This is a genomic window from Snodgrassella sp. ESL0304 (assembly GCF_013344995.1).
GTDB lineage: Bacteria > Pseudomonadota > Gammaproteobacteria > Burkholderiales > Neisseriaceae > Snodgrassella > Snodgrassella alvi.
In genome coordinates, this window is the sequence record NZ_JAAEDR010000017.1 from 13,273 (window position 1) to 35,760 (window position 22,488).

Genomic DNA, 22,488 nt, shown 5'->3' on the forward strand with positions numbered 1-22,488 from the left:
AGTTATGTCTAAAAACACTTTCAGACATCAGCCTGTCTCAACTGCTTCGCCTGAAGACAATCCGGCCAGCACTACGCGACGCAATAGCATGAAAATGCTGCTGGCCGGAGGGCTGGGTTTCGCCAGTCTTAGCGCCGTCAAAGCAGCCAATGCGGCCGGCAACTGTACTCATGATTACAATCAGGCCGTTGATTACTGGGGTAGCCATCAGGCTGGCGTAATTACCCCCGACACCAAAGAAGCTATCTTTGTTGTCTTCAACGTTACTGTAAAAAACAAAAAAGAGCTGCAACAGTTATTCCAGCGGATTTCACAACGTATTGCCTATCTCACCAGACCACAAACACTCACAGCAGGTAAAAATGACCAGCTTCCTCCGGCAGAATCCGGGCTGCTGGGTCAAAATCTGTCTCCCGACTCACTGACAATTACCCTGGCCGTGGGTGCCAGCCTGTTTGACCAGCGTTTTGGTCTGTCTCAGCTCAAACCCAAAAAACTGATTCCTATGCCCCGCTTTCCCAACGACCGGCTGGAAAAAGCATGGTGCGGCGGAGATTTATCAATCCAGTTCTGCGCCAACAGCCGCGAAAGTGTCATTTATGCCCTGCGCGATCTGATTAGTCATTGTAATCAGTATATGGTGCCGGTATGGAAAATGGACGGATTTCTACCGGCCAGAGATATCGACAATCACACTACCGCTATTAATCTGTTTGGTTTTAAAGACGGTACCGGTAATGGCTCCATTAACGATAGCAAACTGATGGATGAACTGGTATGGGTAACTAAGAACAACCAGGAACCGGCATGGTGTCTGGGCGGCAGTTATCAGGCAATCCGTCTGATTCGCTTCAATCTCGAATTCTGGGACAGAACCCCGCTCGAAGATCAGGAAAATGATTTTGGCCGTTACAAAACCAGCGGAGCACCCATTGGTATGCAGCATGAAATGGATGACCCGAAAATGAACAGTGACCCTCATGGAGACCGCATTCTGTTTGATTCACACATGCGCCGTGCAGAACCACGTATTCCTGAACGGCACGTAGCCAAACTGCGCCGGCGCAGTTTCAGTTACTCGCTGGGTGTATTACCTAACGGGCAACTTGATATGGGTCTGATTTTTGTTGCCTATCAGAACGACCTGAAAAAAGGTTTTATTGATACCCAGAATCGCCTGAATGGCGAACCGATGGAACGTTATATCAAACCATTCGGCGGCGGATTTTTCTTTGTTTTACCGGGAATGGCCAAAGAAAATGACTATCTGGGCAGACTGCTGCTTGAGTAATAAATATAAATCTATATTCAAACTCTTGATTTATATTACCATATAGTCTGCATATTCAAATAACAACAAAATACTGAAAGCATTCTGCTGTTATTATTTTGTTAAGATTTTCTATAGTATAATTTACATAATTCCAGCTAAATACTGTTTCTTAATAAGAATACTTTATATTTAATCTTAATAATTTTAAACATCACCTTAAAATATAATGAAATTATTGATTTATAAAATACTCATTAGTATCTCATCTCAATTAATACTCAGTACAATCATTTTAATTGCATTGTCTTATCCAATAACATCAGTCAGTATTATTACCAGTTGCTGTGTCTTTTTATTTCTGCAACTGTTTTTCCCAAAAATCTGGAAAATTTACACCATTCTGACTTCAGTTATTATTTTTCTATATCATCCGACAGCCGTCAATTATGGAACACCCAACTTTGGTATAATTGCCTCATTGTTCAGTACAAATGAAAAAGAAACTCTTGAATATATAACCACTATTCATTGGACAACTTATCTGAATTCTCTGTTTCTGGCGACTGTACCGTTAATCTCAATCAAACTAAATTGCCGCCCCATTTTACCAAAACTGCCTGCCCGTTATTCAGTTATTCCAATAATAATTGTTCTTTTTATTACAGTAAGTTTAACAAAGAAAGAATATTATAAGGATGAAGAATATACCGGATTTCCCTTACATGCCCAGCCATTAGAGTTTTTAGTAGATACGGGTATCAATATTAATTATTATTTAAATGAATTAAATAAATTGCATGAAAATCTAAATCAGCCTGATAACTGGAAAATAAATAATATAAAACAAAATTACAAATATTATGTTCTAGTAATAGGTGAAAGTGTTCGTGCAGATTATCTGCATTTATACGGAATGAAATTTAATAATACTCCCTTCCTTGATAAAAATGCAAATTATATAATGGAAAATCTGTATTCTGCCGGACCCAATACGCAAATCTCTTTATCTCATAGTCTGGCGTTAAACAAAAATAATTATAAAGAAGTCAGTATCCGGGATAACGTACTGACCCTTGCTCAAAAAGCCAATATGGATACGATATGGCTATCGAATCAAGGCGCAATAGGTCGTTATGACACATTGGTTTCATCAATAGCAACACAAGCACAAAAAACCTTTTTTTTAAAAAGAGCAATGTATGATTTTGGCAAAAACACTTATGATGATGAATTAATTCAACCTTTTGAGAAATTTCTTTTACAACAGCAAAGCAAAAACAATAATACACTATTTGTTTTACATTTAATGGGTTCACATCCGGATATCTGTGCCCGACTCAGAAATGAACCTGCTCATTATATAAACAATCATACACTGAATTGCTATATAGATACTATTAAAGAAACTGATAAATTACTGCAACAGATTTATCTTGCTTTAGAAAAAACCAAGCAACCATTCACTATTTTATATTTTAGTGATCATGGATTATCACACAGTAAAAGTAACGATGCAGATATTACACTCAGACACGGTGCTTCATATTATGAAAACTATCATGTTCCTTTAGTTATAATAAACAGTGATCAAACCACTCAGCTACGAAACAGTGCTCAGCGAAGTGGACTGGAATTATTACAGGGTCTGGCAGAATGGCTGGGAATTTCAAGCACACAATTAACACATCTCCCCGAATTTTTCAGTTCTCAAAACAGCACAAATATTGAAGTACTGTCAGGCGGATCATTACTGCAATTTCTGAAAAATCTGGATCATGACCCATTACCACCGGAATTACGAAATGAAAAATTAAATTCAAATATTACTGAACACCATTAAGTAAAAATTGTTTTTTCATTTTGAAATAAATTATCTGGTATTGCTAAAAAATCGACAATACCAGATAACTTTTTTGAAATAATAAAATTAAATTTTTAGCCAAAAATTTTATCTACAATTTCACGGCTGTCTTTGGACAGCCCGTCATGTTTTTGAATCCGCTGTAACTGCTCGGCCATCAAGGCTTTGCGTTGCGGTTCCAGCCGGCCGTACAGATTAAATGCCTGTACCAGACGAGAAGCCACCTGCGGATTAAATCCATCAATATGCAATATATGCTCAGCAATAAAACGGTAACCACTGCCATCGGCTGCATGAAAGTGCTGAATATTACGGCTAAAGCTACCCAGTAAAGAACGTACCTTATTTGGATTTTCTAAGCTGAAAGCGTGGTTCTGCAATGCTGCCTGCACCTGTTGCAGAGTATCCGTACGCTGGCTGCTGCCTATCAGAGTAAAATACTTATCCATGACCAAATCATCATGAGCATGGCGCTGAGCAAACTGGTCTAATAACTCATTACGCTTTGTATCAGCCAAATGATTAATGGCCAGAAGCATTCCGAATTCATGAGTCATATTGGTAGCCCGCTGCGGATACTCGGCAGCAATGCTTTGCAATAATTCTGCTCTGGCCTGTACGCCCCATTGCAGTAAAGTATTGCGCAGGCTGCGAATACCGGCCAGATCAGGATGGTACTCCTGCGGAGCAGCATGTTTACTGTTCTGCTCCTGCTCATCAGCCCACTGACGCCAGTGTGTCAGCGTATCCTCCATACTGCATGCCAGATCCTGCAACAGTGCCTGACGTGCACGAACATACAGCTCGGGATTAATGCTCTGAGCATCTTCCCACAATTCTGCTTCAGCCGGCACTTGCAACAATACTGCCTTATACGCCGGATCAATATCAGCATTCAGTGCCGCCGTAATGGCCTGAGCCAGCGCTGCATGATGTGGTACAGGCTGACCGGCTTCAAGCGCAGCCAGATTTGCCGTAATGGCACGCCGGTACAGAGTTTGTGCTGCTTCCCAGCGGGCAAAAGAATCACTATCATGTGCCAGTAACAGCATTAAATCAGCATCACTATAGGGATACTCCAGTCTCACCGGAGCACTGAATCCGCGCAATAATGACGGTATTACTTCTTGTGTTACATCATTAAAGACAAAAGTCTGCTCAGCCTGATTAAATACCAGTACCGCTTCCTCAACCACAGATTCACTGTTATCCAGCCGGAACGAAACTGGTGTGCCATCTTTACCGATTAAACCGGCTTTTACCGGAATCACCATTGGCTGTTTTTCATTCATATCCGGTGTGGGCGGAATAGATTGCTGCAAATGCAGACTAAATGTACGTTTTTCCGCATCATATTCACCACGTGCTTTAACCTGCGGTGTACCGGCCTGACTGTACCACAACGCAAACTGTTCCAGATTAACACCATTGGCATCAGCCATAGCCGCACGAAAATCGTCACAGGTAACAGCCTGTCCGTCATGCCGCTGGAAATAAAGCTGCATTCCTTTCTGAAAACCGGCTTCACCGAGAAGAGTATGGTACATACGTACCACTTCGGCACCTTTTTCATACACAGTCAGCGTATAGAAATTATTCATTTCCTCGTATGAAGCCGGTCGTACCGGATGTGCCATCGGACCGGCATCTTCCGCAAACTGCATACTGCGCAATACTCTGACATTATGAATACGGCGAACAGCTCTGCTGGCCCGGTCGGCTGAAAATTCCTGATCACGAAAAACGGTCAGCCCCTCTTTCAGCGACAACTGAAACCAGTCCCGGCAAGTGACCCGGTTACCTGTCCAGTTGTGGAAATACTCATGCCCGATCACACCCTCTATTGCTTCAAAATCAGCATCTGTAGCTGTATCACTGCTGGCAAGCACATATTTGGTGTTGAAAATATTCAGACCCTTATTTTCCATGGCGCCCATATTAAAATCACCAACAGCCACCACCATAAAAATATTTAAATCATATTCCAGATTAAAGCGCTCCTCATCCCACTGCATGGCATGCTTCAGCGACTCCAGAGCAAAACCTGCCTTAGCACGGTCTTCCGGACGGGTATAAAATTTCAGCGCCACTTCTTTACCGCTACAGGTAGTAAAACTGCCTTCGAGCACCGCCAGCTTGCCTGCTACCAGAGCAAACAGATAGCTTGGCTTGGCAAACGGGTCACGCCAGCATACCCAGTGACGACCATTATCCAGCTCACCACTATCAATCAGATTACCGTTAGACAGCATAACCGGATACTGTTCTTTGTCACCAATAATGGTGGTGGTAAACTGGCTCATGACATCCGGACGGTCAAAGTAATAAGTAATTTTACGGAAGCCCTCCGGCTCATTCTGGGTATACAGATTATCACCGGATTCATATAAACCCATCAGCGTTTTATTTTGTGCCGGATACAGTCTGGTCGTGATTTCCAGTACAAACTGTCTTTCCGGTACCGTATGAATAATCAGCTTTTCATCTGCCACAGCATACTCATGCGGATATAAGGATTTACCATCTAAAACAATCTGCAATAGTTCCGCACTGCCATCAAGCACACAAGGTTTTTGCGTCTGCTTTGGTACAACAGTCATACGATTGATTACTGTGGTATAAGCTTCGTCCAGAGTAAAAGTCAGATTAATATCTGCCACCGCAAAATCCGGTGCCTGATAATCTTTAAGATAATGAACCACTTTTTCTTCACTCATCATTAACACTCTTTATTCAAATCTGTTTCGGTTATTGTACGACTGCCATCAATACAATCAACCTCATCATGCCCTGTCCGGCAACATAATTATCTTTAAATACGGCCATGTTCGCCGTTCTCAATTCCTGCCGGCTATTAATAGCAGAATTGGCAATTATTGTTCATATTTAACCTGATAACGACCACCGTTACCAGAACCACCATTTTTTTTCAGCATAGATAACAATAAAGAGGCAGCTGCTGATAATGCCATCCATACGGCAACAAAACAGATAACCGGAAAATAACTACCGCAATATACCCGCAGCAAACCACCAAGCCAGGCGGTTAATAAACCGCTAATCTGATGAATCAGAAAAAATGCACCAAAAATAAAGCCTTTATACCGATAACCAAAAATAGAACCGGCCAGACGGGATATAATAATGACGGTTCCCATATAAGTTATTCCGAAAAAAATCCCGAACAGCGGTACCATCATTGGTTCCGGCCACAGAGCCAGTGCCATGAGCGTTATACAACGCACGATATACAGCAGACACAGCAATAAAGGCAGAGATACTTTTTTAGCCACCAGATAACCAATCAGTACACTGCCCACGGCTTCTGCCAGCCCCAGCAGACTCAGTGAAGTACCGGTAAACAGATTGGCGGTTTCATTCTGGCTTAATATTTCCTGTATTGCCGGAACATAATGTACATCAATAAAAATCATTGACGTACCACAGCCGGAAAAAGCTAAGGCAGACAGCACAAACCGACGGTCCAGATACCAGTAACGGGGTAAAGGTGCGGTAATATTCGGGCTGACCGGCTTAGGCTTAGATGATATATTTGCTGACTGCACTGCTACTTTTTCAGGCACCCAGATACCTTCCATCCAGTTCAGCAATGCCGGAACAATAGCCAGACAGGCAAATACACCGGCCAGAATAGCACAAAGCATCGGCCATGAGATAAACCCGTCCAGATAAATCCACAGAGGAGACAATATCATCAGACCGGCAGCGATACCGTTAGTGGCCAGCACATACGCAAACTGGCGCCGCTCAGGTATCACATATCTGTCAATCAGAATACTGACCGGTACAAAAGTCAGGGCAGCAACCGCATATGCAGCCAGCAGCAGAAACCCCAGCACAAAAGTCATGAAATTATTATTAGAGGAAAACAGCAAAAATGCGCAGGCAGCTGCCAGCATTCCCGATAACAGAACATGACCAGCACCACAACGGTCACACAGCTTACCGACTAATGCTGAGTAAATACCTTGCGCAAGGCCAAAAAAACCACCAACCAGAGCCATTGTTTCAATACTCACAGCATAATGATCTACCAGACTGGTAAAATAAACCTGATAAACCCCTTTTATGGCTGTGCTGATAAACATCACAATAAAACCATAGCCCACCACTAATCCGGTCCGGATTGCGCGCATGGACAAGCTCTCCTTCCTTATTTATCTGTTATTATGTCTTTTTATACCGGTCTAAAACCGGTAACACCACTACCTTAATACAACAGCCTCTCATTCTCAACAACTATATTCAGATATTGCCGGCAACAACAATAAACTGTGATAAAGTATTACAAACTCGAACCGGTATGTACCGGTAAAATGCTTATATCAATAAATGTATATAAGCATAGTGATGAACCAGTCTGTGGTTAGCAGTATATATATTTATCATAATTAATTTTATATCAACGTATACACTTCTAAAAATAAAACCATGTTTTCTATTTTTGTTTTCCAGTCTGTAAAGGATACACCATGAGCCGACCACCTGAGTTAAAACGCACACTGAAAAACCGACATTTACAATTGATTGCTATTGGTGGTGCAATCGGCACCGGTCTGTTTATGGGTTCAGGCCGTACGATCAGCCTGGCCGGGCCATCTGTGTTGTTTACCTATGTCATCATCGGCGCATTTCTGTTTTTTGTGATGCGTGCCATGGGTGAATTACTACTGCACAATCTGCATTACAAATCTTTTGTCGATTTCACTACCGATATTCTGAATCCGACTGTAGGTTATTATGTAGGCTGGTCATACTGGTTTTGCTGGGTAGTGATTGGTATGGCAGATATCGTAGCGATTACCGGCTATACTCAGTTCTGGTGGCCGGAAGTGCCATTATGGCTGCCCGGCATTATCTGCATTGCCATCCTGCTGGCGCTGAATCTGTTATCGGTCAAACTCTTCGGCGAACTGGAATTCTGGTTTGCCCTGATTAAAATTCTGGCGATTCTCGCGCTTATCGGCTGTGGCGGCTATTTATTACTAACCGGCTTTACCAGCCCCAGCGGCATTCAGGCCAAAATCAGCAACTTATGGTCTTACGGCGGTTGGATGCCTCATGGCTGGTCAGGTTTTTTTGCCGCGTTTCAGATTGCTATCTTTGCTTTTGTCGGCATTGAGCTGGTTGGTACTGCTTCAGCCGAAACAGATGATCCAAATACCACTCTGCCGGCTGCCATTAATAAAATACCGGTACGTGTCATTATTTTCTACGTACTGGCACTAACCATTATTATGACGGTTACCCCGTGGAATATGGTCGCCCCCGACCGCAGCCCGTTTGTCAATATGTTTACCCTGATTGGCATCAGTGCTGCGGCCACTATTATTAATTTTGTTGTACTCACTTCTGCACTGTCTTCCGCCAACAGCGGTATGTATTCTACCGGCCGTATGCTGTACGGCCTGTCGAAAAACGGCGTTGGCCCGAAAGCTTTTGCACGGCTGTCCGCCAGCGGGGTACCGCAAAACGGTCTGTTATATTCTTGTGCTCTGCTGCTGATTGGTGTTGGTCTGCTTTATGCGGAAGGCGACGTGATGAAAGTATTCACGATTGTCACCACCGTATCCAGTATTTGCTTTATTTTTGTATGGGCAGTCATTCTGATTGCCTATCTGCGCTATCGCCGGCTTTATCCTGAAGCGCATGCGCGCTCAGTTTACAAAATGCCTCTGGGTATACCCATGTGTTATGCCTGCTTGATATTTTTCGTTTTTGTCCTGTACCTGTTCAGTCAGGATAAAGATACGCTTACCGGTCTGATCGCCACACCAGTGTGGTTTATTCTGCTGACTATGTTCCTGCCATTGTATCGTCAGCAACTGAAAAAACGCATTACCTATACCGATACAGACCATCTGAATCATTAATACCCAAAAATCTGTCCTGTTTAATTACTATCTACATCAATTAAACAGGATAGAATTAATAAAAGACCTAAAGCGTATATACGCTTTAGGTCTTTTATTGATTACTAATCTTAATCCGCTTGCTGCTCTTCAAATCTAAATGCTATTGGGAGAATTCTCCTTATCCGGCAGCTATTAAGCAATAACCGCTAAGCCATTTCACACATGCTCAGTATTCAGTGACAAATGAAAACATAGTTAAGCATAGTGCCAGAACGGCTGTCCGACCTGAGGTGTAGAGGCTTGTGCATTCTCTCGCGGTACTACCGGTTCCGCTTCATAAGCCATTCTTCCTGCATTAATAGCCAGTGCAAACGCTTCTGCCATCATCACCGGCAAGCCACTACGTGAAACTGCGGTATTCAGCAACACCCCGTCAAAACCCCACTCCATTACTTTTGCCGCATGCGAAGGTAAGCCTAGCCCTGCATCAACAAGCAAAGGAATATCCGGTAAGCGTTCACGCAGGACATGCAAAGCATATTCATGTACCGGTCCCAGACCGGTACCAATCGGTGCAGCCCATGGCATCAGTGCCTGACAACCGGCATCCAGCAACCGACGGCAGGCAATTAAATCTTCAGTACAATATGGCAGTACTTTGAAACCCTCTTTAATCAGGATTTCGGCTGCACGCACCAGCTGAAATACATCCGGCTGCAAGGTATCATCATCACCAATCAGTTCAAGCTTAATCCAGTCTGTCTCAAATACCTCGCGAGCCATCTGCGCAGTTGTTACCGCCTCATCTACACTCAGACAACCGGCAGTATTAGGAAGAATCGGTACAGCCAGCTCCTGCAACAATCCCCATAAACCCTGCCCATGCTCTGCCGAAGTTGCGCTCTGACGGCGTAAAGCAACCGTAATCATAGCCGGCTGCGCTTTCCTTACTGCCGTACGCAGTACTTCGAGTGTGGGATAAGCAGCAGTGCCTAACAACAAACGACTATTAAACTCTTCATCATAAAGTTGTAAAGCCATATTCACTTCCCCCGTTAACATAAAAAATAAAAATCTTCCAACTGCAAGCTATAAAAGGCAAACTGCACAAAGTATTTATACTTTATAACAAAAACAATAACTTTTCACTTATTTTCACCTAAAACGACATTTGTTATTATTACCCGGCGCATATACATCTAATTATCATAATTAACATTTTTATTTTAAATATCAAAGCACCGCACACATAGCTTTTATCATGATAGGAAACAAAAACCCTGTGTAATAAATGTCATGGTAAATATCAGTCCTAATAAATGAAAACGTTTGCAGCTTCTCTTTCTGCCGGCATGGTTACGACAATTCAATTTTATCCTAGCCATCAAGCAAAAAATTTCAGAAACATCCCAGAAAATAAATAAATTCTTAATTACTACAAACATCCGGAAAACAGCAACTACAGCCATTCATATCAATTTACTATAACAATACAATTCTGAAATTATTGACAATAATTTTCCTGGTCTATACTATAATTAATAAATAGTAAGGTCACTAACTAATTTATAGAAATAACCGTATGCAACTTGAAAACCGTTATTTATCCTTTTGTAACGTACTGGAAAAAGAAAGAATTGCAGATCTGGATAAAATTAAGACATGCTTTACTCTATTATCAGTTGCAAACACTATTGATATTGAATGCGCCAAACGTCTGCAGCAATTTCATTTATCTGAAAGCAGGCTGATTATTTTAGTATTGTTAAAAGAATACCCTGAGCTGTCATTACAAGAAATTGCTAAGTTATTAGGCATAACCAAAGCATCAACAACAACACTAATCAGCTCATTAGTTAATGAAAAACTGATTTCAAAAAGAACTGCCAGTCAGGATAAAAGAATTTCCCTCGTCTCATTAACTGATACCGGCACTAAACTGGTTAAAGAAATTCTGCATCAGCACAGCCAGTGGATAGAAAAAATAACCCAAAATTTATCTGCTGAAGAATTAACGATATTTAAAAAAATTCTGCAACAAATTCATCAAAACGTTTCACAACAGGAAAGTCATAATGAAAATAATTGAAGAGCTAAAATCAATACAGCAAGAAATGTTTACCCAGTTACCTGCAGAAGTATTGAATGTAATGGGAAATTCATTATCAGAAATGCTTACGCAGAATTTAGATTGCCATGCCATAAAAAGCGGAGATACCGCACCAGATTTTTCTCTGGTAGCGACAAATAATCAAAAAATCGAACTCTATAAATTGCTGGAGACAAAACCAGTCATTCTCAGTTTTTTCCGGGGCAGCTGGTGCCCGTTTTGTGTCAAAGAATTAGAACACTTTAACCAAAATCTGAAATTAATTCTCGATACTCAAGATGTTCACTTTATCGCTATTTCTCCGCAAAAACCTGATATCAGCGCTCAATTAATACAGGAACACAATATTAATCTGACTATTTTATCTGATACGGGTAATCAGATAGCCAAACAGTACGGTCTGGTATTTACCTTACCTGAGAATGTCAGAAATTTATACAAAAACTTAGGTGCAAATCTGCCGGATTTTAATGGCGATGACAGTTACCAGCTGCCCATACCAGCCACTTATATTATCGGCCAGGATAAAAAAGTTATCTTTTCCTATATCAATGTCAATTACATGGAAAGAGCTGACACTTCGGAACTAATCAAAGCACTGAAAAAAGATTAAGCCTGCCATCATCATGATTTCATCCATCACAAAGCACCAAAGCCAGCAGGCTGAAGTGCTTAACATAATGCCCGTGCATGTCTGTATCATCAGGAATAGCGGCTAAATAATATTTTCCCGATTGTTACAGATATACACGGGCATCGTATCCGGTCTTAAGCATATAAGCCGGTACATCATGCATAAATCAGATGAGTTTTACTGAAACTCCGGATCCGGTTTTTCGGTCAGGCGGTTACGCAGATCGCGGCGGAAGATTTCAATTGTCCACATCCATAATAGCGTACCAACAAGTTCAGAAAACAATTCATCAAACGGCAGATTCCATGGTGCCAGAGATAAATTCAGCACCGGCAGCATAATACCGTGAAACAGAATGGTTACACCAATACCAAAAGCCAGACCCTGCCATAATTTAACTTTAGGAAAAATTTCAGCAGCCATACAGTAAATAATAGCCCATACAATTGAAAACAGAATATGTATGGTACTACCACCCCAGTTCACTACCTGATCTGAATAGATGTAAACCATGCTGTGAATATCAATACCCATATCCTGAATCATCTGAATGGGCGGTGCTATACGATCCGGGGTTCGTGGCGGCATTATTCCTTCCGTACCTGATTTCACAAATGCAGAAACCAGACCGCCCATAATACCGGCAAAAAAGGCTACACCGTAATTGCGACTGGATGGTTGTGTGCGAGTAAACAGATTAGACATAATTATTTCCTCTTAATGTAATAATGATTACTTTTTTTTCTATTAATTAACCCAAAATTGGGGTCGCAAGTGTAAATGCATATTTAATGCTAAATCAAGTAAATTTACCCTCCGAATATCTCTCCAGCAGAGCATAAATAACTGTTTAAAAATCTGAATGGCTGTTTAATCAGCAATATACTGATTTTGTATACCGGAAAATCCATATACCCCTCATCGAATTTTCACTGCTCAAATCACCAATTCATTTACAGATAAACAAAGTAAATTATTCTTCCCAGCAGGTATAAACCGGCTGTTGCCTGATAAGCAAAAACCCTGTATCAAACAGGGTTTTCAAAATAAAACATAACTACCAGCGGGTATTACCCGCCCACTACCGGTCTGACAATATCCACTTTATCCTGCGGCTGCAACTGATAAACAGAATATTGTTTTTTAGATATAAAACAAGTATTTACAGAAACCGCAAATGGTGATTCCGGCATCAGCTGCTCCAATAGATCAGCCACAGTATTACCATTAAAATCAATTACATCATCATTAACACTAATATCCATTAATCTGTTTCTCCATTGTCATTTTCCGGTAAAACATCAATATGATAGCGTGCCGGCGCATCCGGAATGGATTGCTGCTGCATTAAGGCCTGTAATACCCGTACTGTTGCAATACTTACTGCCGGCGAAATCATAAAACCGTGCCGGAACAGACCATTTACAGCCACTACATGATTTTGCTTATCATAACGTATTTCCGGGCTTTCGTGATTAAGTGTCGGGCGCAGTTCAGCCATACTTTCCAGAATCCTCGCCTCACCGAATGCCGAATGAACAGTATGCAAAGCAGACATCAGCTCCAAACCGCTGCGCACACTCAGATTACTGTCATCTTCACTTTCAATCTGTGTAGCACCGATAACAAACAACTTATTCTGTTTGGGTGCAATATAAATAGGATAGCGCGGATGCAATATCCGTACCGGACGATTAAGCTCAATATCAGGCGCATAAACCCGCAGCACCTCTCCCCGTACCCCGCGCAGACGGCTATGACCATGGCTATTCCAGTTACTTTTGCCGCCATAGCCGCGGCAATCCAGCGTCCAGTGAGCCAGACCGGCACATTCAGCCAGATCACTGCTCTGCTCCCAGTGACAGCTAACCTGCTTTTGCTCGAGCACATCGGCCAGAGCCAGTAATGTCTGGCGATTATCCAGCTGCCCCTCGGTCGGTAAAAACAATCCCTGCTTAAAACGACCGGCCAGCTGTGGTTCATGCTCACTGATTGCCTGTTTATCCCACATCTGCCAGACGCTGTTATCCTGATGGGCACGCTGCAAGTGATTAGTAAATTGCTTTGCTAAGGCACGATCCTGCGGATGCCATACAATCAATGAACCATTTTGCTGCATAAATACCGGTGTCGGAAACGAATCCACCCACTGGCGCCAGACGGGCAGACTGGTATAACCCAGTTGTACCACAAGCGGCGTTGCTTCTACTGCTTCAGCTGTAGGTGCCAGCATAGCTGCCGCTGCAAAAGCAGCAGCACCTTCACCATTACGTTTACCGGCATTAAATAATATTACTTTACAACCCTGCTCTACCAATAACCAGGCAGTCAGACGTCCCAATAAACCGCCTCCCAGCACTGCAACATCATATTGTTTCATCGTGCACCCATTTTTGTTGACTAGAATCTGTATTCAATTTCAGTCTGCATCCGGTACCATCAGCACCTCATCCAGACAAAATATTACACGGTTTTCATTTAACCGTTCCTTGAATAAAACTATCTCAGCAGGTATAACTTCATATTAATCGTCACAAGTATGCATCATCATGGCCAAGGTTTTTCCGTTACATCCGAAACATCCCGAACGAATCTGCTGGGGTTGTGATAAATATTGTCGTGCTGATGATTTGCAATGTGGTAATGGCTGTATCCGTATTCCGCATCCCTGCGAAGATTTCGGCGAGCAATGGTATCTGGACGGAGACTGGTCTGGTTTGCTTTCAGAAGCACAGCGCGAACAGATTGCCGCCGCCGGTAAACCCTCTTTACCAGAAGAGAAACCACATAAACCGCATATCAAACTGGCGTTAAAAAAGTAAGCTGTCCTTAATGTAACAGCAAATACACTTACCTGTCAGAACCCATGTCGCAAAAAAAACAATTTCTTTAATCCAGCTCATAAATTTGAAACACAGCAGCATGTGGTGCACATCATGCTAAGTTAATTCAGCATGAACCGGACTGACCATTAAACTAAATTTATGATTAAAAATCATATTGATATATTTGAAAACCAGATAAAAGATTGAAAACAGACCGGAAAAATTACCACGCTATCCATATTACAGAAAATAGTGGCTGTGCAATACACAATAGAAATGATTCCGAATGACGATATTACAGTATAAAAACTGTATTCTGGTAAAATTCCAAACCTGTATATATTATATTTATTTAAAATAGTAGATTCTTTCAGATAAACCAATACCTGAAACAATATTGCAAATAGTGACCAGCAGCAGACAGCAACCAAGCCGGCATGTGCGCACAGAAATGGTTCTTAGTTCAAAATAACAGCAGATAAAAATAAAACGCCTGCAAATATCTGCAGGCGAGTATTTAATACCGTAATATTTCCTCTATCTTTAAATTATGCCTCTGTATTCTTGGCTTTTTTCAGATCATCGTCTGTGTAATAGACTGTAATTTATGAATTCAATTTTGACAATAGTTTGTAAATATATAGCACCAAAAGACAACAATCTACCTTTTTATAACTAAAATTAGAAATAATATTTCTCAAAAGAATAGATTTATTAAAAGTTATTACCAAAAATTAAAAACAGACAAATGATATTACTATCATCTGTCTGCTGTATAACAAAATTACAATGCCTGCGGGCTTGTAATATCTTGCCTAGTTCATCTGTACTGCCTGAATTGCCGTCAGTGCAATGGTATACACAATATCTTCAATCAGGGCACCGCGTGACAAATCATTTACCGGTTTATTCAGCCCCTGCAACATCGGACCGACACTCAGCACATGTGCACTGCGCTGTACTGCTTTGTATGTAGTGTTACCCGTATTCAGATCTGGGAATACAAATACAGTTGCCTGACCGGCTACCTTGCTGTCCGGTGCTTTCTGTTTGCCCACACTTGGTACGCTGGCAGCATCATATTGTAAAGGACCGTCAATATGTAAATCAGGACGTTTTTGCTGTGCCAGTTTGGTTGCTGCGGTAACAGTTTCAACATCAGGACCACTGCCGGACGAGCCAGTAGAATATGAAATCATCGCTACTTTGGGTTCAATACCGAATGCTTTAGCAGAATCGGCAGACTGAATAGCAATATCAGCCAGCTGTTCGGCTGTAGGATTCGGATTAACAGCACAGTCACCATATACCAGCACCTGATCCGGCATCAGCATAAAGAATACACTGGATACCAGACTGGCCCCCGGCGCAGTTTTAATCAGCTGCAAAGCCGGACGAATAGTATTGGCCGTTGTATGTACAGCACCGGATACCAGACCATCTACATCACCGGTAGCCAGCATCATTGTGCCCAGAACTACCGTATCCTGTAACTGTTCAGCAGCCTGTTCCGGAGTCAGACCCTTGCTCTTTCTCAGTTCGACCATCGGAGCAATATAACGTTCACGGATACTGTCAGGATCAATAATTTCCAGAGATGCAGGCAAAGTAATGCCTTTAGCCTGAGCCACTGCTTCCACTTCTGCTTTTTTGGCCAGCAGAACACAACGGGCGATACCTTTATTTTCACAAATTGCAGCCGCAGCAATGGTACGCGGTTCATTGCCTTCAGGCAGAACAATGCGTTTATTCGCCGCACGGGCACGTGCCATCATCTGATAGCGAAACGCTGCCGGTGCCAGATGTGTTGCTACAGGTTTCGCCAGTTCGCTACCCAGCACATCTGCATTTAATTGTGCCGCTACTGCTTTAGCAGCTTCCTGTGCCTGTGCAACCTGTACATCTGCCGGTACAGTAACCAGACCGATACATTCCAGCTGCTTACCATGTTTAGCCAGTTCAGCCTGAACATCCGCCGCAAAACCGGCAGATGGTACATTCTGTGCATCAGCAGTTAAAATAAATCCACTGATTTCAGTATGTCCGTGTGCATAATCATGCAAAGTCAGTTGTAATTGCGCAGCCACCGCCGCTGCTGTCTGACCGGCCACTGCTGCGACCAGAATTACCCGGGCATTCAGTGCAGCCGCAATTTTCACATTCTGTGCCGGCAGATATGTACGGCCTGCTTCAGGTATTGCACCTTCAATAACAACAACATCATGTTTAATTTCGTCCATCTCGTGGAAAGCAGCAACAAATTCTTCTACTACATCATCTGCTTGTCCCTGATATACACGTTCATCCAGATTACTCAGCGACTGCGGTACCGGTAATTTCTGATTCAATACAACCTGTACAAGTTCAGATGTATTATCCTTAGCCACATCTTCAGCAATTGGTTTAAAGTACAAAGGCACATGACCTGTTTGTACAAATACCTGCGCCACGCCCAAACCTACAGCAGTTATATTTGTCTGAGTTCCTGTCGGCACCAGCAAAAATTGTGACATAAACATCCCTTTCATTTAAATTACACTAGCAGCAAATACTGCACTTATCTTATCGTTAACGATTATAATTTACTTCGCTGCGCTATATTATAAGTTACATCAACTTTTGCATGAAAAAACATAAGCCGGCCGGATATTGCAACCACTAACCAAGTCATAAGTCATTATCTGCTCAATTATTTCCTGCCTGAATCAGGCAGCAGCACCAGCACAGCATTACTAATTTTTACTCAAAAATCATTATAAAAAACATTAGTTTGAACTAATAAAATCATCCAAATCTGTCAAATAACTGTATATGTTTATTTTTGCTATTGCTGAGTTTCGCCTTTGATATTTATTTTATATCGCTAATTTCGTATTTCTGTATTTTCTGTTTTTTATATACGCTTTTGATAGGCTTTATTCATGCATTATTTGGACATTTAAATTTTAGAGAATGATGATGGCAAATTATGAATCATTTATTTCTGACTCTTGCCCAGAAAATAGCTATACCGGCTTTCGCTTTAAGTAAGCCATAGCATTGCAGAAAAAAAAGCTAAGCAATTTTTGCTTAGTAAGCTTAAGCATGAATAATGGCCATTAGTAATTTCTCAGCTATTCTGAGTGTTATGGTGTTCACATTTCTTTAGCTTTTAGCGGGTACTCATGATGAAAAAACTCTCCTTATATACCATTGTTTTTGCTTGTCTTGCTTTATGTACTTTATATTTATACGGAAGGAGCAATATGGTCAGCTCAACAACCGGAGCAACTGCATCCAATACGTCAGCAAATAATACTACCAGAGCAGCTGCATCCAAAACATCAGCAGATAATACTGCCGGATTAACCACCGTAGCAGCTTCTTTTGATGCGCCCACAGGCATTGCTTTTGATAGCTCAGATGCCATGTATGTTACCAACTGGTCTGGCAATTCAATCACTAAAATAACCGCCAACGGTGAGCGTAAAACTATTTATTCCAATATTTCCTCTCCTGCCGGTATTGTAATTGATGCAAAAGATAATATTTACGTATCATCATACAGCGATGATTATATTCTCAAAATAACTGCTGACGGCAAAGCTGAAAAAATTTCTGATGGCTACCATACCCCGACAGGTATTGCTTTTTCCAATTCGGGAAAATTACTGATTACCAACCGTTCCACCGGAGAAATTGTGGCTCTTGATTTAAATAACGGTCGCAAAGAAATTATTGCACGCGGCCTATCCACACCCGTTGGAGTAACACAGTTACCCGATAACAGTCTGGTAGTTTCCCAGTATAGCGGCCGCCTGACCTTAATCAGCCCGGATGGTCAGCAAACAGAGCTGGGTAAAGATTTCACCCGGCCGGGAGTAGGTATTGTCACCGTTTCGCCGAATATGGTTGCCGTGATTGATAATGGCGCTGATATGGTTCGCACAGTTGATATTAAAACCCGCACAGTACGTAAATTAGTTACCTCTTTACCTGGAGCAGTAGCATTGGCTTTACATCATAATCGCTATTACATAGGTACATGGCAGGATGGTACTGTTTATGCTTTTAATCCTAAATAGTTCAAACTAGACATTAGTTTCAATAAACTGTTCAAACCAGTTTCTAAAACAAAACCTGAATGGCTTTCATTCAGGTTTTGTTTTTACATAAGCATCTTTTAATCATCAGATACCGATCCGGAAATTTCCTGATCACAGAATTGTTACATATGTATTTCCGGCTATCTGACAAATAAAATAGTTTTTAAACAACTATAGATTTGCCAGTGCTCTGCTTATTTCAGCAATGTCTCCGCGCATATGAGACCAAAGATTAGTACGTGCCTCATCTAACTGCTCATCACGACTAAGCAATGTACCTTTTGTATATGCCGTATATTTTCTGGGAACATGTCCGTCAAACCAGTAATAGGTTTGTGATGAAGTACTTTTCCCACTGTAGCTGCGGTTTAATTCATACAATCCGCTTGTGTGCACCTCAGCATTCATCACCGCTTCATTAATTGTCTTCACACTATATTGTTTGAAATAAAAATCTTCATAAATAGACTGATCAACCATATTGCCATTTTCATCAGCAACTTTTTTCGTGCCCACTTTCAGATTTTCATATTTATCATCCGTCTCAATATTTTCCTTATACTGCTGAAAATGATTGCGGGTCATACTTACATCAATCACCAGATTAGCCGCGCTCGGGCTGGTTACAAAGCTGACATAGCTTTTTTGCAGCACTACACTTATCTGGTAAGTCAGAAATTCATTCCCGTAGATATATATCTGTACCTGTCCTTTACGTTCATATACACCAGCCTGTCTGGTAGAATCTTTATAGGTGTTACCATAAGGACTGTACACATCACTGGCTGCACGGAACAAAGCCGCTGCCTGCCGGTATTCACTCAGAAGTCTTGCTTTGCGCACAATACCCTGCGCTTCCTGATAGTGACTTTCCGCTTCAGCAGTACGCCATTTTTTTTCATAAATAGCAGCTAATTTGGCACTGTCCTTATAGTTGCCCAAAGGCTGATAAACATCATGAGCTTTGCGGAAATTATCCGCTGCCTGTTTATAATTTTTGTCTCTGACATTAGCCTGTGCTTCGGTGTAATATTCCTGAGCAGCAGTTTTATAATACATGTTCTGATTATCATCAGCGCGCTTTTTAATATCTTTGTAATTAAAATACTCATAGCCCTGCCGGTATAATTTAGCCTTGCGCAAATAATCTGCACTGTTTGCAGCAACAATTTCATTAGCCTGCTGATAAAACTGTATAGCCAGAGATTCTTTCAGACCATCTACTGTATACAGACTTAAATATTTTTCAATATAAGTGCTGTAACTTTTATCTGCCAGCTCAGTTTTCATCGCCAGTAACAGCTGATAGCTTTTAATCCGTAAGTCATAATCAGAAACGGCAGCCTGTTTAATATTTTTTTGCGCCATTTCCACTAAACCGCTAACAGTAACCTGCAAATACAGAATATCCTTGTCCTTCCATGGCTTATTCTTTTGCTCAAGCTTCTTAGCCTTAGTGTTGAAATTATTAGCCAGAACTTTCACTCCGCCTACATAATCACCGGTTTTGAACTTGTCCTCCGGCTTAACCGGTAATGTACAGCTTGCCAGCAACAGACATAAAAAGACCAGTAAAATTTTTTTCATTTATCGATCTCCAGAGGCGCGAAAACAGGCGCATGATTAAATACAAAAGGCGCATATTAACACTCGTTAACAAAACAGACAAATGCCTTTACTTTTATCCTGATTTCATTCTGTGCATAACATCATCCCACCGTCGCAATTTCAGTATACCTACCTGAATGATTTATAATTAAGTTAAAATAGAACCTGCAAACAGCATTAAAACATTTAAACTGATAATATATTGCCGTAGCTGTATCAGCTAAAGACAACAGATAATGCTATTTAAGAAAAGAAACCCATATTACAATCCGGCCAAAAGTCACCATACACCTTACGGTTTCTGCAATCTGGAACCTATAGTCATCAAACCCCTGGAAGTCTGTCGCTGGAACTGGGAAAGGCATATCCATCATCTGCCTAAACCACCGCAAAACGGATATGAGCATTTTGCACGCGACTGGTATCAGAAACCGGACTTTACACTGAGCGGCAACCGGCTGTGGTGGATCAGCCATGCCACACTGCTCATACGTTTACAGCAATGTACCATTATTACCGATCCGGTATTTTCACAGCGGGTATCACCAGTAACATTTGCCGGCCCCAAACGCCGTACTCAGCCTGCAGCCAGTATTTCCCAACTGCCTTCAGTGGATGTTATCGCACTGTCACACAACCATTACGATCATCTGGATAAGGCAAGTATCCGCCAGTTAGCCGAACGTTTTCCGTCCATCACTGCCGTTGTTCCCCTAGGTTTGAAAAATAAACTGGAACATATGGGCGTACGTAATGTCATTGAACTGGACTGGTGGGAACAGGTGACGATTAAAGATATCCGGTTTCATGCTGTACCGGCACATCACTGGAGCCAGCGCGGCATTTTCGACCGCAATCGTACTCTGTGGTGTGGCTGGATAATGCAGACAGCCGCGGGAAGTACTACCTATTTCAGCGGAGATACAGGTTTCAGCGAGATTATGTTCCGGCAGATTGCCGGGCGATTTGCCCCGATAGACATGGCTGCAATCCAGACAGGAGCTTATGCGCCCCGCTGGTTTATGCATAATCAGCACATAGATCCTTATCAGGCAGTAACAATTTTTCAAATACTACAATGCCGTCAGGCCGTTGGCATGCACTGGGGTGCATTTGAACTGGCAGATGAACCCATAGATGAACCACCACAGCTACTAGCTCAGGCCTGTGAACAACAGCAGCTGGACAACAGTCGTTTTGAAAGTATCAAAATGGGAGCTAGCCGTCCCATTCCTGATTAAATTAAACAATAATAAAAAATTTCATACCCGGCATATCGTTCCGAATGGAACTCACAGATTGCAAAATAAAAAATATTATCTTTAATTTTATTTAAATTTCAGTCTGCTACATCTGAAATACGGACTGACCAATTGATTGCCGTATTAATCAGTGCAAATTTATAAATATGCGTGCAGAAATAGTATAGTTTCTTAACTTGAGCAAATGAAATACTGATAAAAAATATCGCATTAAAAATTCTGTTTAAGCTAAACCACTTTTATTTATTTTTATTTTCACACCTGATTACGCAAATCATTCATCATGCGACTGAATTCTTCCCGGTAGGCAGGGGTAACATAAGGTCGTAACAGAGTCAGAGTCTGGTGGGTACCACGAAATTTAGAAGCTTCAGTCAGTTTGCGTTCATATAAGGCACTGTCATAATCACACCAGTATTTGGTTATCAGCCAGATATTCACTGCCATTTCCTTGCGGGCAACTTCGTCTGTTTGTATAAAACCAATATCAGTCAGTTGCTGCAAGAGATTTTGCAGTAGTGGTGATACACGAACCCGGGTGAAATTATTGTGTTCACCCAATAATTCGGCACTGCGTGAAAGCATTGCATTTAAATCACTGAATAAAAAACGGTATTGCCACATTACATCATAAACACCAAGCATATAGTTCTTAATCGCTTCTGTGTCCTGTGGCGGACTGACCTGCTGCAGATAACACAGCAATTTCTCACTGTAGCGCTTGAATAACTGCATAATAATTTCATCTTTATTACGAAAATGATAATAAAGATTGCCCGGACTGATGCCCAGAAAAGAAGCAATATGATTAGTGCTGATGTTGCGTTCACCCTCTTCATTAAACAGTTTCAGACTGGCATCAATAATGCGGTTATACGTATTGGGGCGTGATTCTTTCACCATATTAATTTCTTTCTGATTATGCAGTTTATCACCGGGCAAAGCATACAGATA

17 protein-coding genes are annotated in these 22,488 nt (G+C 41.6%); 8 read left to right on the forward strand and 9 right to left on the reverse strand.

The window, feature by feature from the left end:
- Nucleotides 1-4 precede the first annotated feature (4 nt).
- Together efeB and GYX91_RS09655 are read left to right on the forward strand one after the other, a co-directional pair.
- Nucleotides 5-1,291 carry an iron uptake transporter deferrochelatase/peroxidase subunit gene (gene efeB / locus GYX91_RS09650; RefSeq protein WP_174830700.1) on the forward strand — a complete coding sequence of 429 codons (1,287 nt, stop codon included), beginning with the start codon at nucleotides 5-7 and terminating at the stop codon, nucleotides 1,289-1,291.
- A gap of 208 nt (nucleotides 1,292-1,499) precedes the next feature.
- On the forward strand, nucleotides 1,500-3,113 hold the full coding sequence (locus GYX91_RS09655) for a phosphoethanolamine transferase (protein WP_174830701.1): 1,614 nt from the start codon (nucleotides 1,500-1,502) through the stop codon (nucleotides 3,111-3,113).
- 95 nt (nucleotides 3,114-3,208) lie between these two features.
- Here the strand turns inward: GYX91_RS09655 and pepN are convergent, their stop codons facing one another.
- Both pepN and GYX91_RS09665 read right to left on the reverse strand, forming a co-directional pair.
- Nucleotides 3,209-5,851, reverse strand: a complete 2,643-nt coding sequence (gene pepN, locus GYX91_RS09660; protein ID WP_174830777.1) for an aminopeptidase N — start codon at nucleotides 5,849-5,851, stop codon at nucleotides 3,209-3,211.
- 156 nt (nucleotides 5,852-6,007) lie between these two features.
- Nucleotides 6,008-7,291, reverse strand: coding sequence for an MFS transporter (locus tag GYX91_RS09665; RefSeq protein ID WP_174830702.1), 1,284 nt, complete (start codon nucleotides 7,289-7,291; stop codon nucleotides 6,008-6,010).
- A gap of 336 nt (nucleotides 7,292-7,627) precedes the next feature.
- On the opposite strand from GYX91_RS09665, the gene GYX91_RS09670 reads away from it, so the two are divergent.
- Nucleotides 7,628-9,028: an amino acid permease gene (locus GYX91_RS09670; protein ID WP_174830703.1), complete on the forward strand. Its 1,401-nt coding sequence runs from the start codon at nucleotides 7,628-7,630 to the stop codon at nucleotides 9,026-9,028.
- A 237-nt stretch (nucleotides 9,029-9,265) separates the two neighbouring features.
- Here the strand turns inward: GYX91_RS09670 and GYX91_RS09675 are convergent, their stop codons facing one another.
- Nucleotides 9,266-10,051, reverse strand: coding sequence for a thiazole synthase (locus GYX91_RS09675; protein WP_174830704.1), 786 nt, complete (start codon nucleotides 10,049-10,051; stop codon nucleotides 9,266-9,268).
- Between the two features lie 541 nt (nucleotides 10,052-10,592).
- Between GYX91_RS09675 and GYX91_RS09680 the strand changes: the two genes are divergently transcribed.
- Entirely contained in the window at nucleotides 10,593-11,099 is a 507-nt protein-coding gene (locus GYX91_RS09680; RefSeq protein ID WP_174830705.1) for a MarR family winged helix-turn-helix transcriptional regulator, read from the forward strand.
- Nucleotides 11,086-11,733: a peroxiredoxin-like family protein gene (locus GYX91_RS09685; RefSeq protein ID WP_174830706.1), complete on the forward strand. Its 648-nt coding sequence runs from the start codon at nucleotides 11,086-11,088 to the stop codon at nucleotides 11,731-11,733. The genes GYX91_RS09680 and GYX91_RS09685 overlap by 14 nt, the downstream gene beginning before the upstream one ends.
- Before the next feature lie 198 nt (nucleotides 11,734-11,931).
- Here GYX91_RS09685 and GYX91_RS09690 read toward each other — a convergent pair whose 3' ends face one another.
- From GYX91_RS09690 to GYX91_RS09700, 3 genes are all read right to left on the reverse strand, one after another.
- Entirely contained in the window at nucleotides 11,932-12,459 is a 528-nt protein-coding gene (locus GYX91_RS09690; protein WP_174830707.1) for a DUF1440 domain-containing protein, read from the reverse strand.
- Between the two features lie 365 nt (nucleotides 12,460-12,824).
- Nucleotides 12,825-13,019 (reverse strand): sulfur carrier protein ThiS, encoded by a 195-nt coding sequence (thiS, locus tag GYX91_RS09695; protein WP_025331599.1) that lies wholly within the window; start codon nucleotides 13,017-13,019, stop codon nucleotides 12,825-12,827.
- Complete coding sequence (locus tag GYX91_RS09700; RefSeq protein WP_174830708.1) at nucleotides 13,019-14,134, reverse strand: FAD-dependent oxidoreductase; 1,116 nt, start codon at nucleotides 14,132-14,134, stop codon at nucleotides 13,019-13,021. Before GYX91_RS09700 ends, thiS begins: the two co-directional genes overlap by 1 nt.
- A 169-nt stretch (nucleotides 14,135-14,303) precedes the next feature.
- Between GYX91_RS09700 and GYX91_RS09705 the strand changes: the two genes are divergently transcribed.
- Complete coding sequence (locus tag GYX91_RS09705; RefSeq protein WP_084548210.1) at nucleotides 14,304-14,576, forward strand: DUF3079 domain-containing protein; 273 nt, start codon at nucleotides 14,304-14,306, stop codon at nucleotides 14,574-14,576.
- 818 nt (nucleotides 14,577-15,394) lie between these two features.
- Here the strand turns inward: GYX91_RS09705 and pta are convergent.
- The gene (gene pta, locus GYX91_RS09710; protein ID WP_306181182.1) at nucleotides 15,395-17,107 is read right to left on the reverse strand and encodes a phosphate acetyltransferase; all 1,713 of its coding nucleotides are present in this window, start codon (nucleotides 17,105-17,107) and stop codon (nucleotides 15,395-15,397) included.
- Between the two features lie 717 nt (nucleotides 17,108-17,824).
- Between pta and GYX91_RS09715 the strand changes: the two genes are divergently transcribed.
- Nucleotides 17,825-18,643: a serine/threonine protein kinase gene (locus GYX91_RS09715; protein WP_174830709.1), complete on the forward strand. Its 819-nt coding sequence runs from the start codon at nucleotides 17,825-17,827 to the stop codon at nucleotides 18,641-18,643.
- A 192-nt stretch (nucleotides 18,644-18,835) separates the two neighbouring features.
- Here GYX91_RS09715 and GYX91_RS09720 read toward each other — a convergent pair whose 3' ends face one another.
- The gene (locus tag GYX91_RS09720; RefSeq protein WP_174830710.1) at nucleotides 18,836-20,251 is read right to left on the reverse strand and encodes a hypothetical protein; all 1,416 of its coding nucleotides are present in this window, start codon (nucleotides 20,249-20,251) and stop codon (nucleotides 18,836-18,838) included.
- Nucleotides 20,252-20,508: 257 nt separating this feature from the next.
- On the opposite strand from GYX91_RS09720, the gene GYX91_RS09725 reads away from it, so the two are divergent.
- A complete protein-coding gene (locus GYX91_RS09725; RefSeq protein ID WP_174830711.1) occupies nucleotides 20,509-21,513 on the forward strand; it encodes an MBL fold metallo-hydrolase in 1,005 nt (334 codons plus the stop codon).
- Between the two features lie 276 nt (nucleotides 21,514-21,789).
- Here GYX91_RS09725 and GYX91_RS09730 read toward each other — a convergent pair whose 3' ends face one another.
- Nucleotides 21,790-22,443, reverse strand: coding sequence for a TetR/AcrR family transcriptional regulator (locus GYX91_RS09730; RefSeq protein WP_100126139.1), 654 nt, complete (start codon nucleotides 22,441-22,443; stop codon nucleotides 21,790-21,792).
- Between the last annotated feature and the right edge of the window lie 45 nt (nucleotides 22,444-22,488).

Excerpts from the sequence above, each read along its gene's own strand:
- GYX91_RS09675 (WP_174830704.1), bottom strand. The coding sequence starts at position 10,051 with ATGGCTTTACAACTTTATGATGAAGAGTTTAATAGTCGTTTGTTGTTA.
- GYX91_RS09655 (WP_174830701.1), top strand. The coding sequence starts at position 1,500 with ATGAAATTATTGATTTATAAAATACTCATTAGTATCTCATCTCAATTA.
- GYX91_RS09665 (WP_174830702.1), bottom strand. The coding sequence starts at position 7,291 with ATGCGCGCAATCCGGACCGGATTAGTGGTGGGCTATGGTTTTATTGTG.
- efeB (WP_174830700.1), top strand. The coding sequence starts at position 5 with ATGTCTAAAAACACTTTCAGACATCAGCCTGTCTCAACTGCTTCGCCT.
- GYX91_RS09700 (WP_174830708.1), bottom strand. The coding sequence starts at position 14,134 with ATGAAACAATATGATGTTGCAGTGCTGGGAGGCGGTTTATTGGGACGT.
- pta (WP_306181182.1), bottom strand. The coding sequence starts at position 17,107 with ATGAAAGGGATGTTTATGTCACAATTTTTGCTGGTGCCGACAGGAACT.
- GYX91_RS09690 (WP_174830707.1), bottom strand. The coding sequence starts at position 12,459 with ATGTCTAATCTGTTTACTCGCACACAACCATCCAGTCGCAATTACGGT.
- thiS (WP_025331599.1), bottom strand. The coding sequence starts at position 13,019 with ATGGATATTAGTGTTAATGATGATGTAATTGATTTTAATGGTAATACT.
- pepN (WP_174830777.1), bottom strand. The coding sequence starts at position 5,851 with ATGAGTGAAGAAAAAGTGGTTCATTATCTTAAAGATTATCAGGCACCG.
- GYX91_RS09720 (WP_174830710.1), bottom strand. The coding sequence starts at position 20,251 with ATGAAAAAAATTTTACTGGTCTTTTTATGTCTGTTGCTGGCAAGCTGT.
- GYX91_RS09685 (WP_174830706.1), top strand. The coding sequence starts at position 11,086 with ATGAAAATAATTGAAGAGCTAAAATCAATACAGCAAGAAATGTTTACC.
- GYX91_RS09705 (WP_084548210.1), top strand. The coding sequence starts at position 14,304 with ATGGCCAAGGTTTTTCCGTTACATCCGAAACATCCCGAACGAATCTGC.
- GYX91_RS09670 (WP_174830703.1), top strand. The coding sequence starts at position 7,628 with ATGAGCCGACCACCTGAGTTAAAACGCACACTGAAAAACCGACATTTA.
- GYX91_RS09715 (WP_174830709.1), top strand. The coding sequence starts at position 17,825 with ATGGTCAGCTCAACAACCGGAGCAACTGCATCCAATACGTCAGCAAAT.
- GYX91_RS09680 (WP_174830705.1), top strand. The coding sequence starts at position 10,593 with ATGCAACTTGAAAACCGTTATTTATCCTTTTGTAACGTACTGGAAAAA.
- GYX91_RS09725 (WP_174830711.1), top strand. The coding sequence starts at position 20,509 with ATGCTATTTAAGAAAAGAAACCCATATTACAATCCGGCCAAAAGTCAC.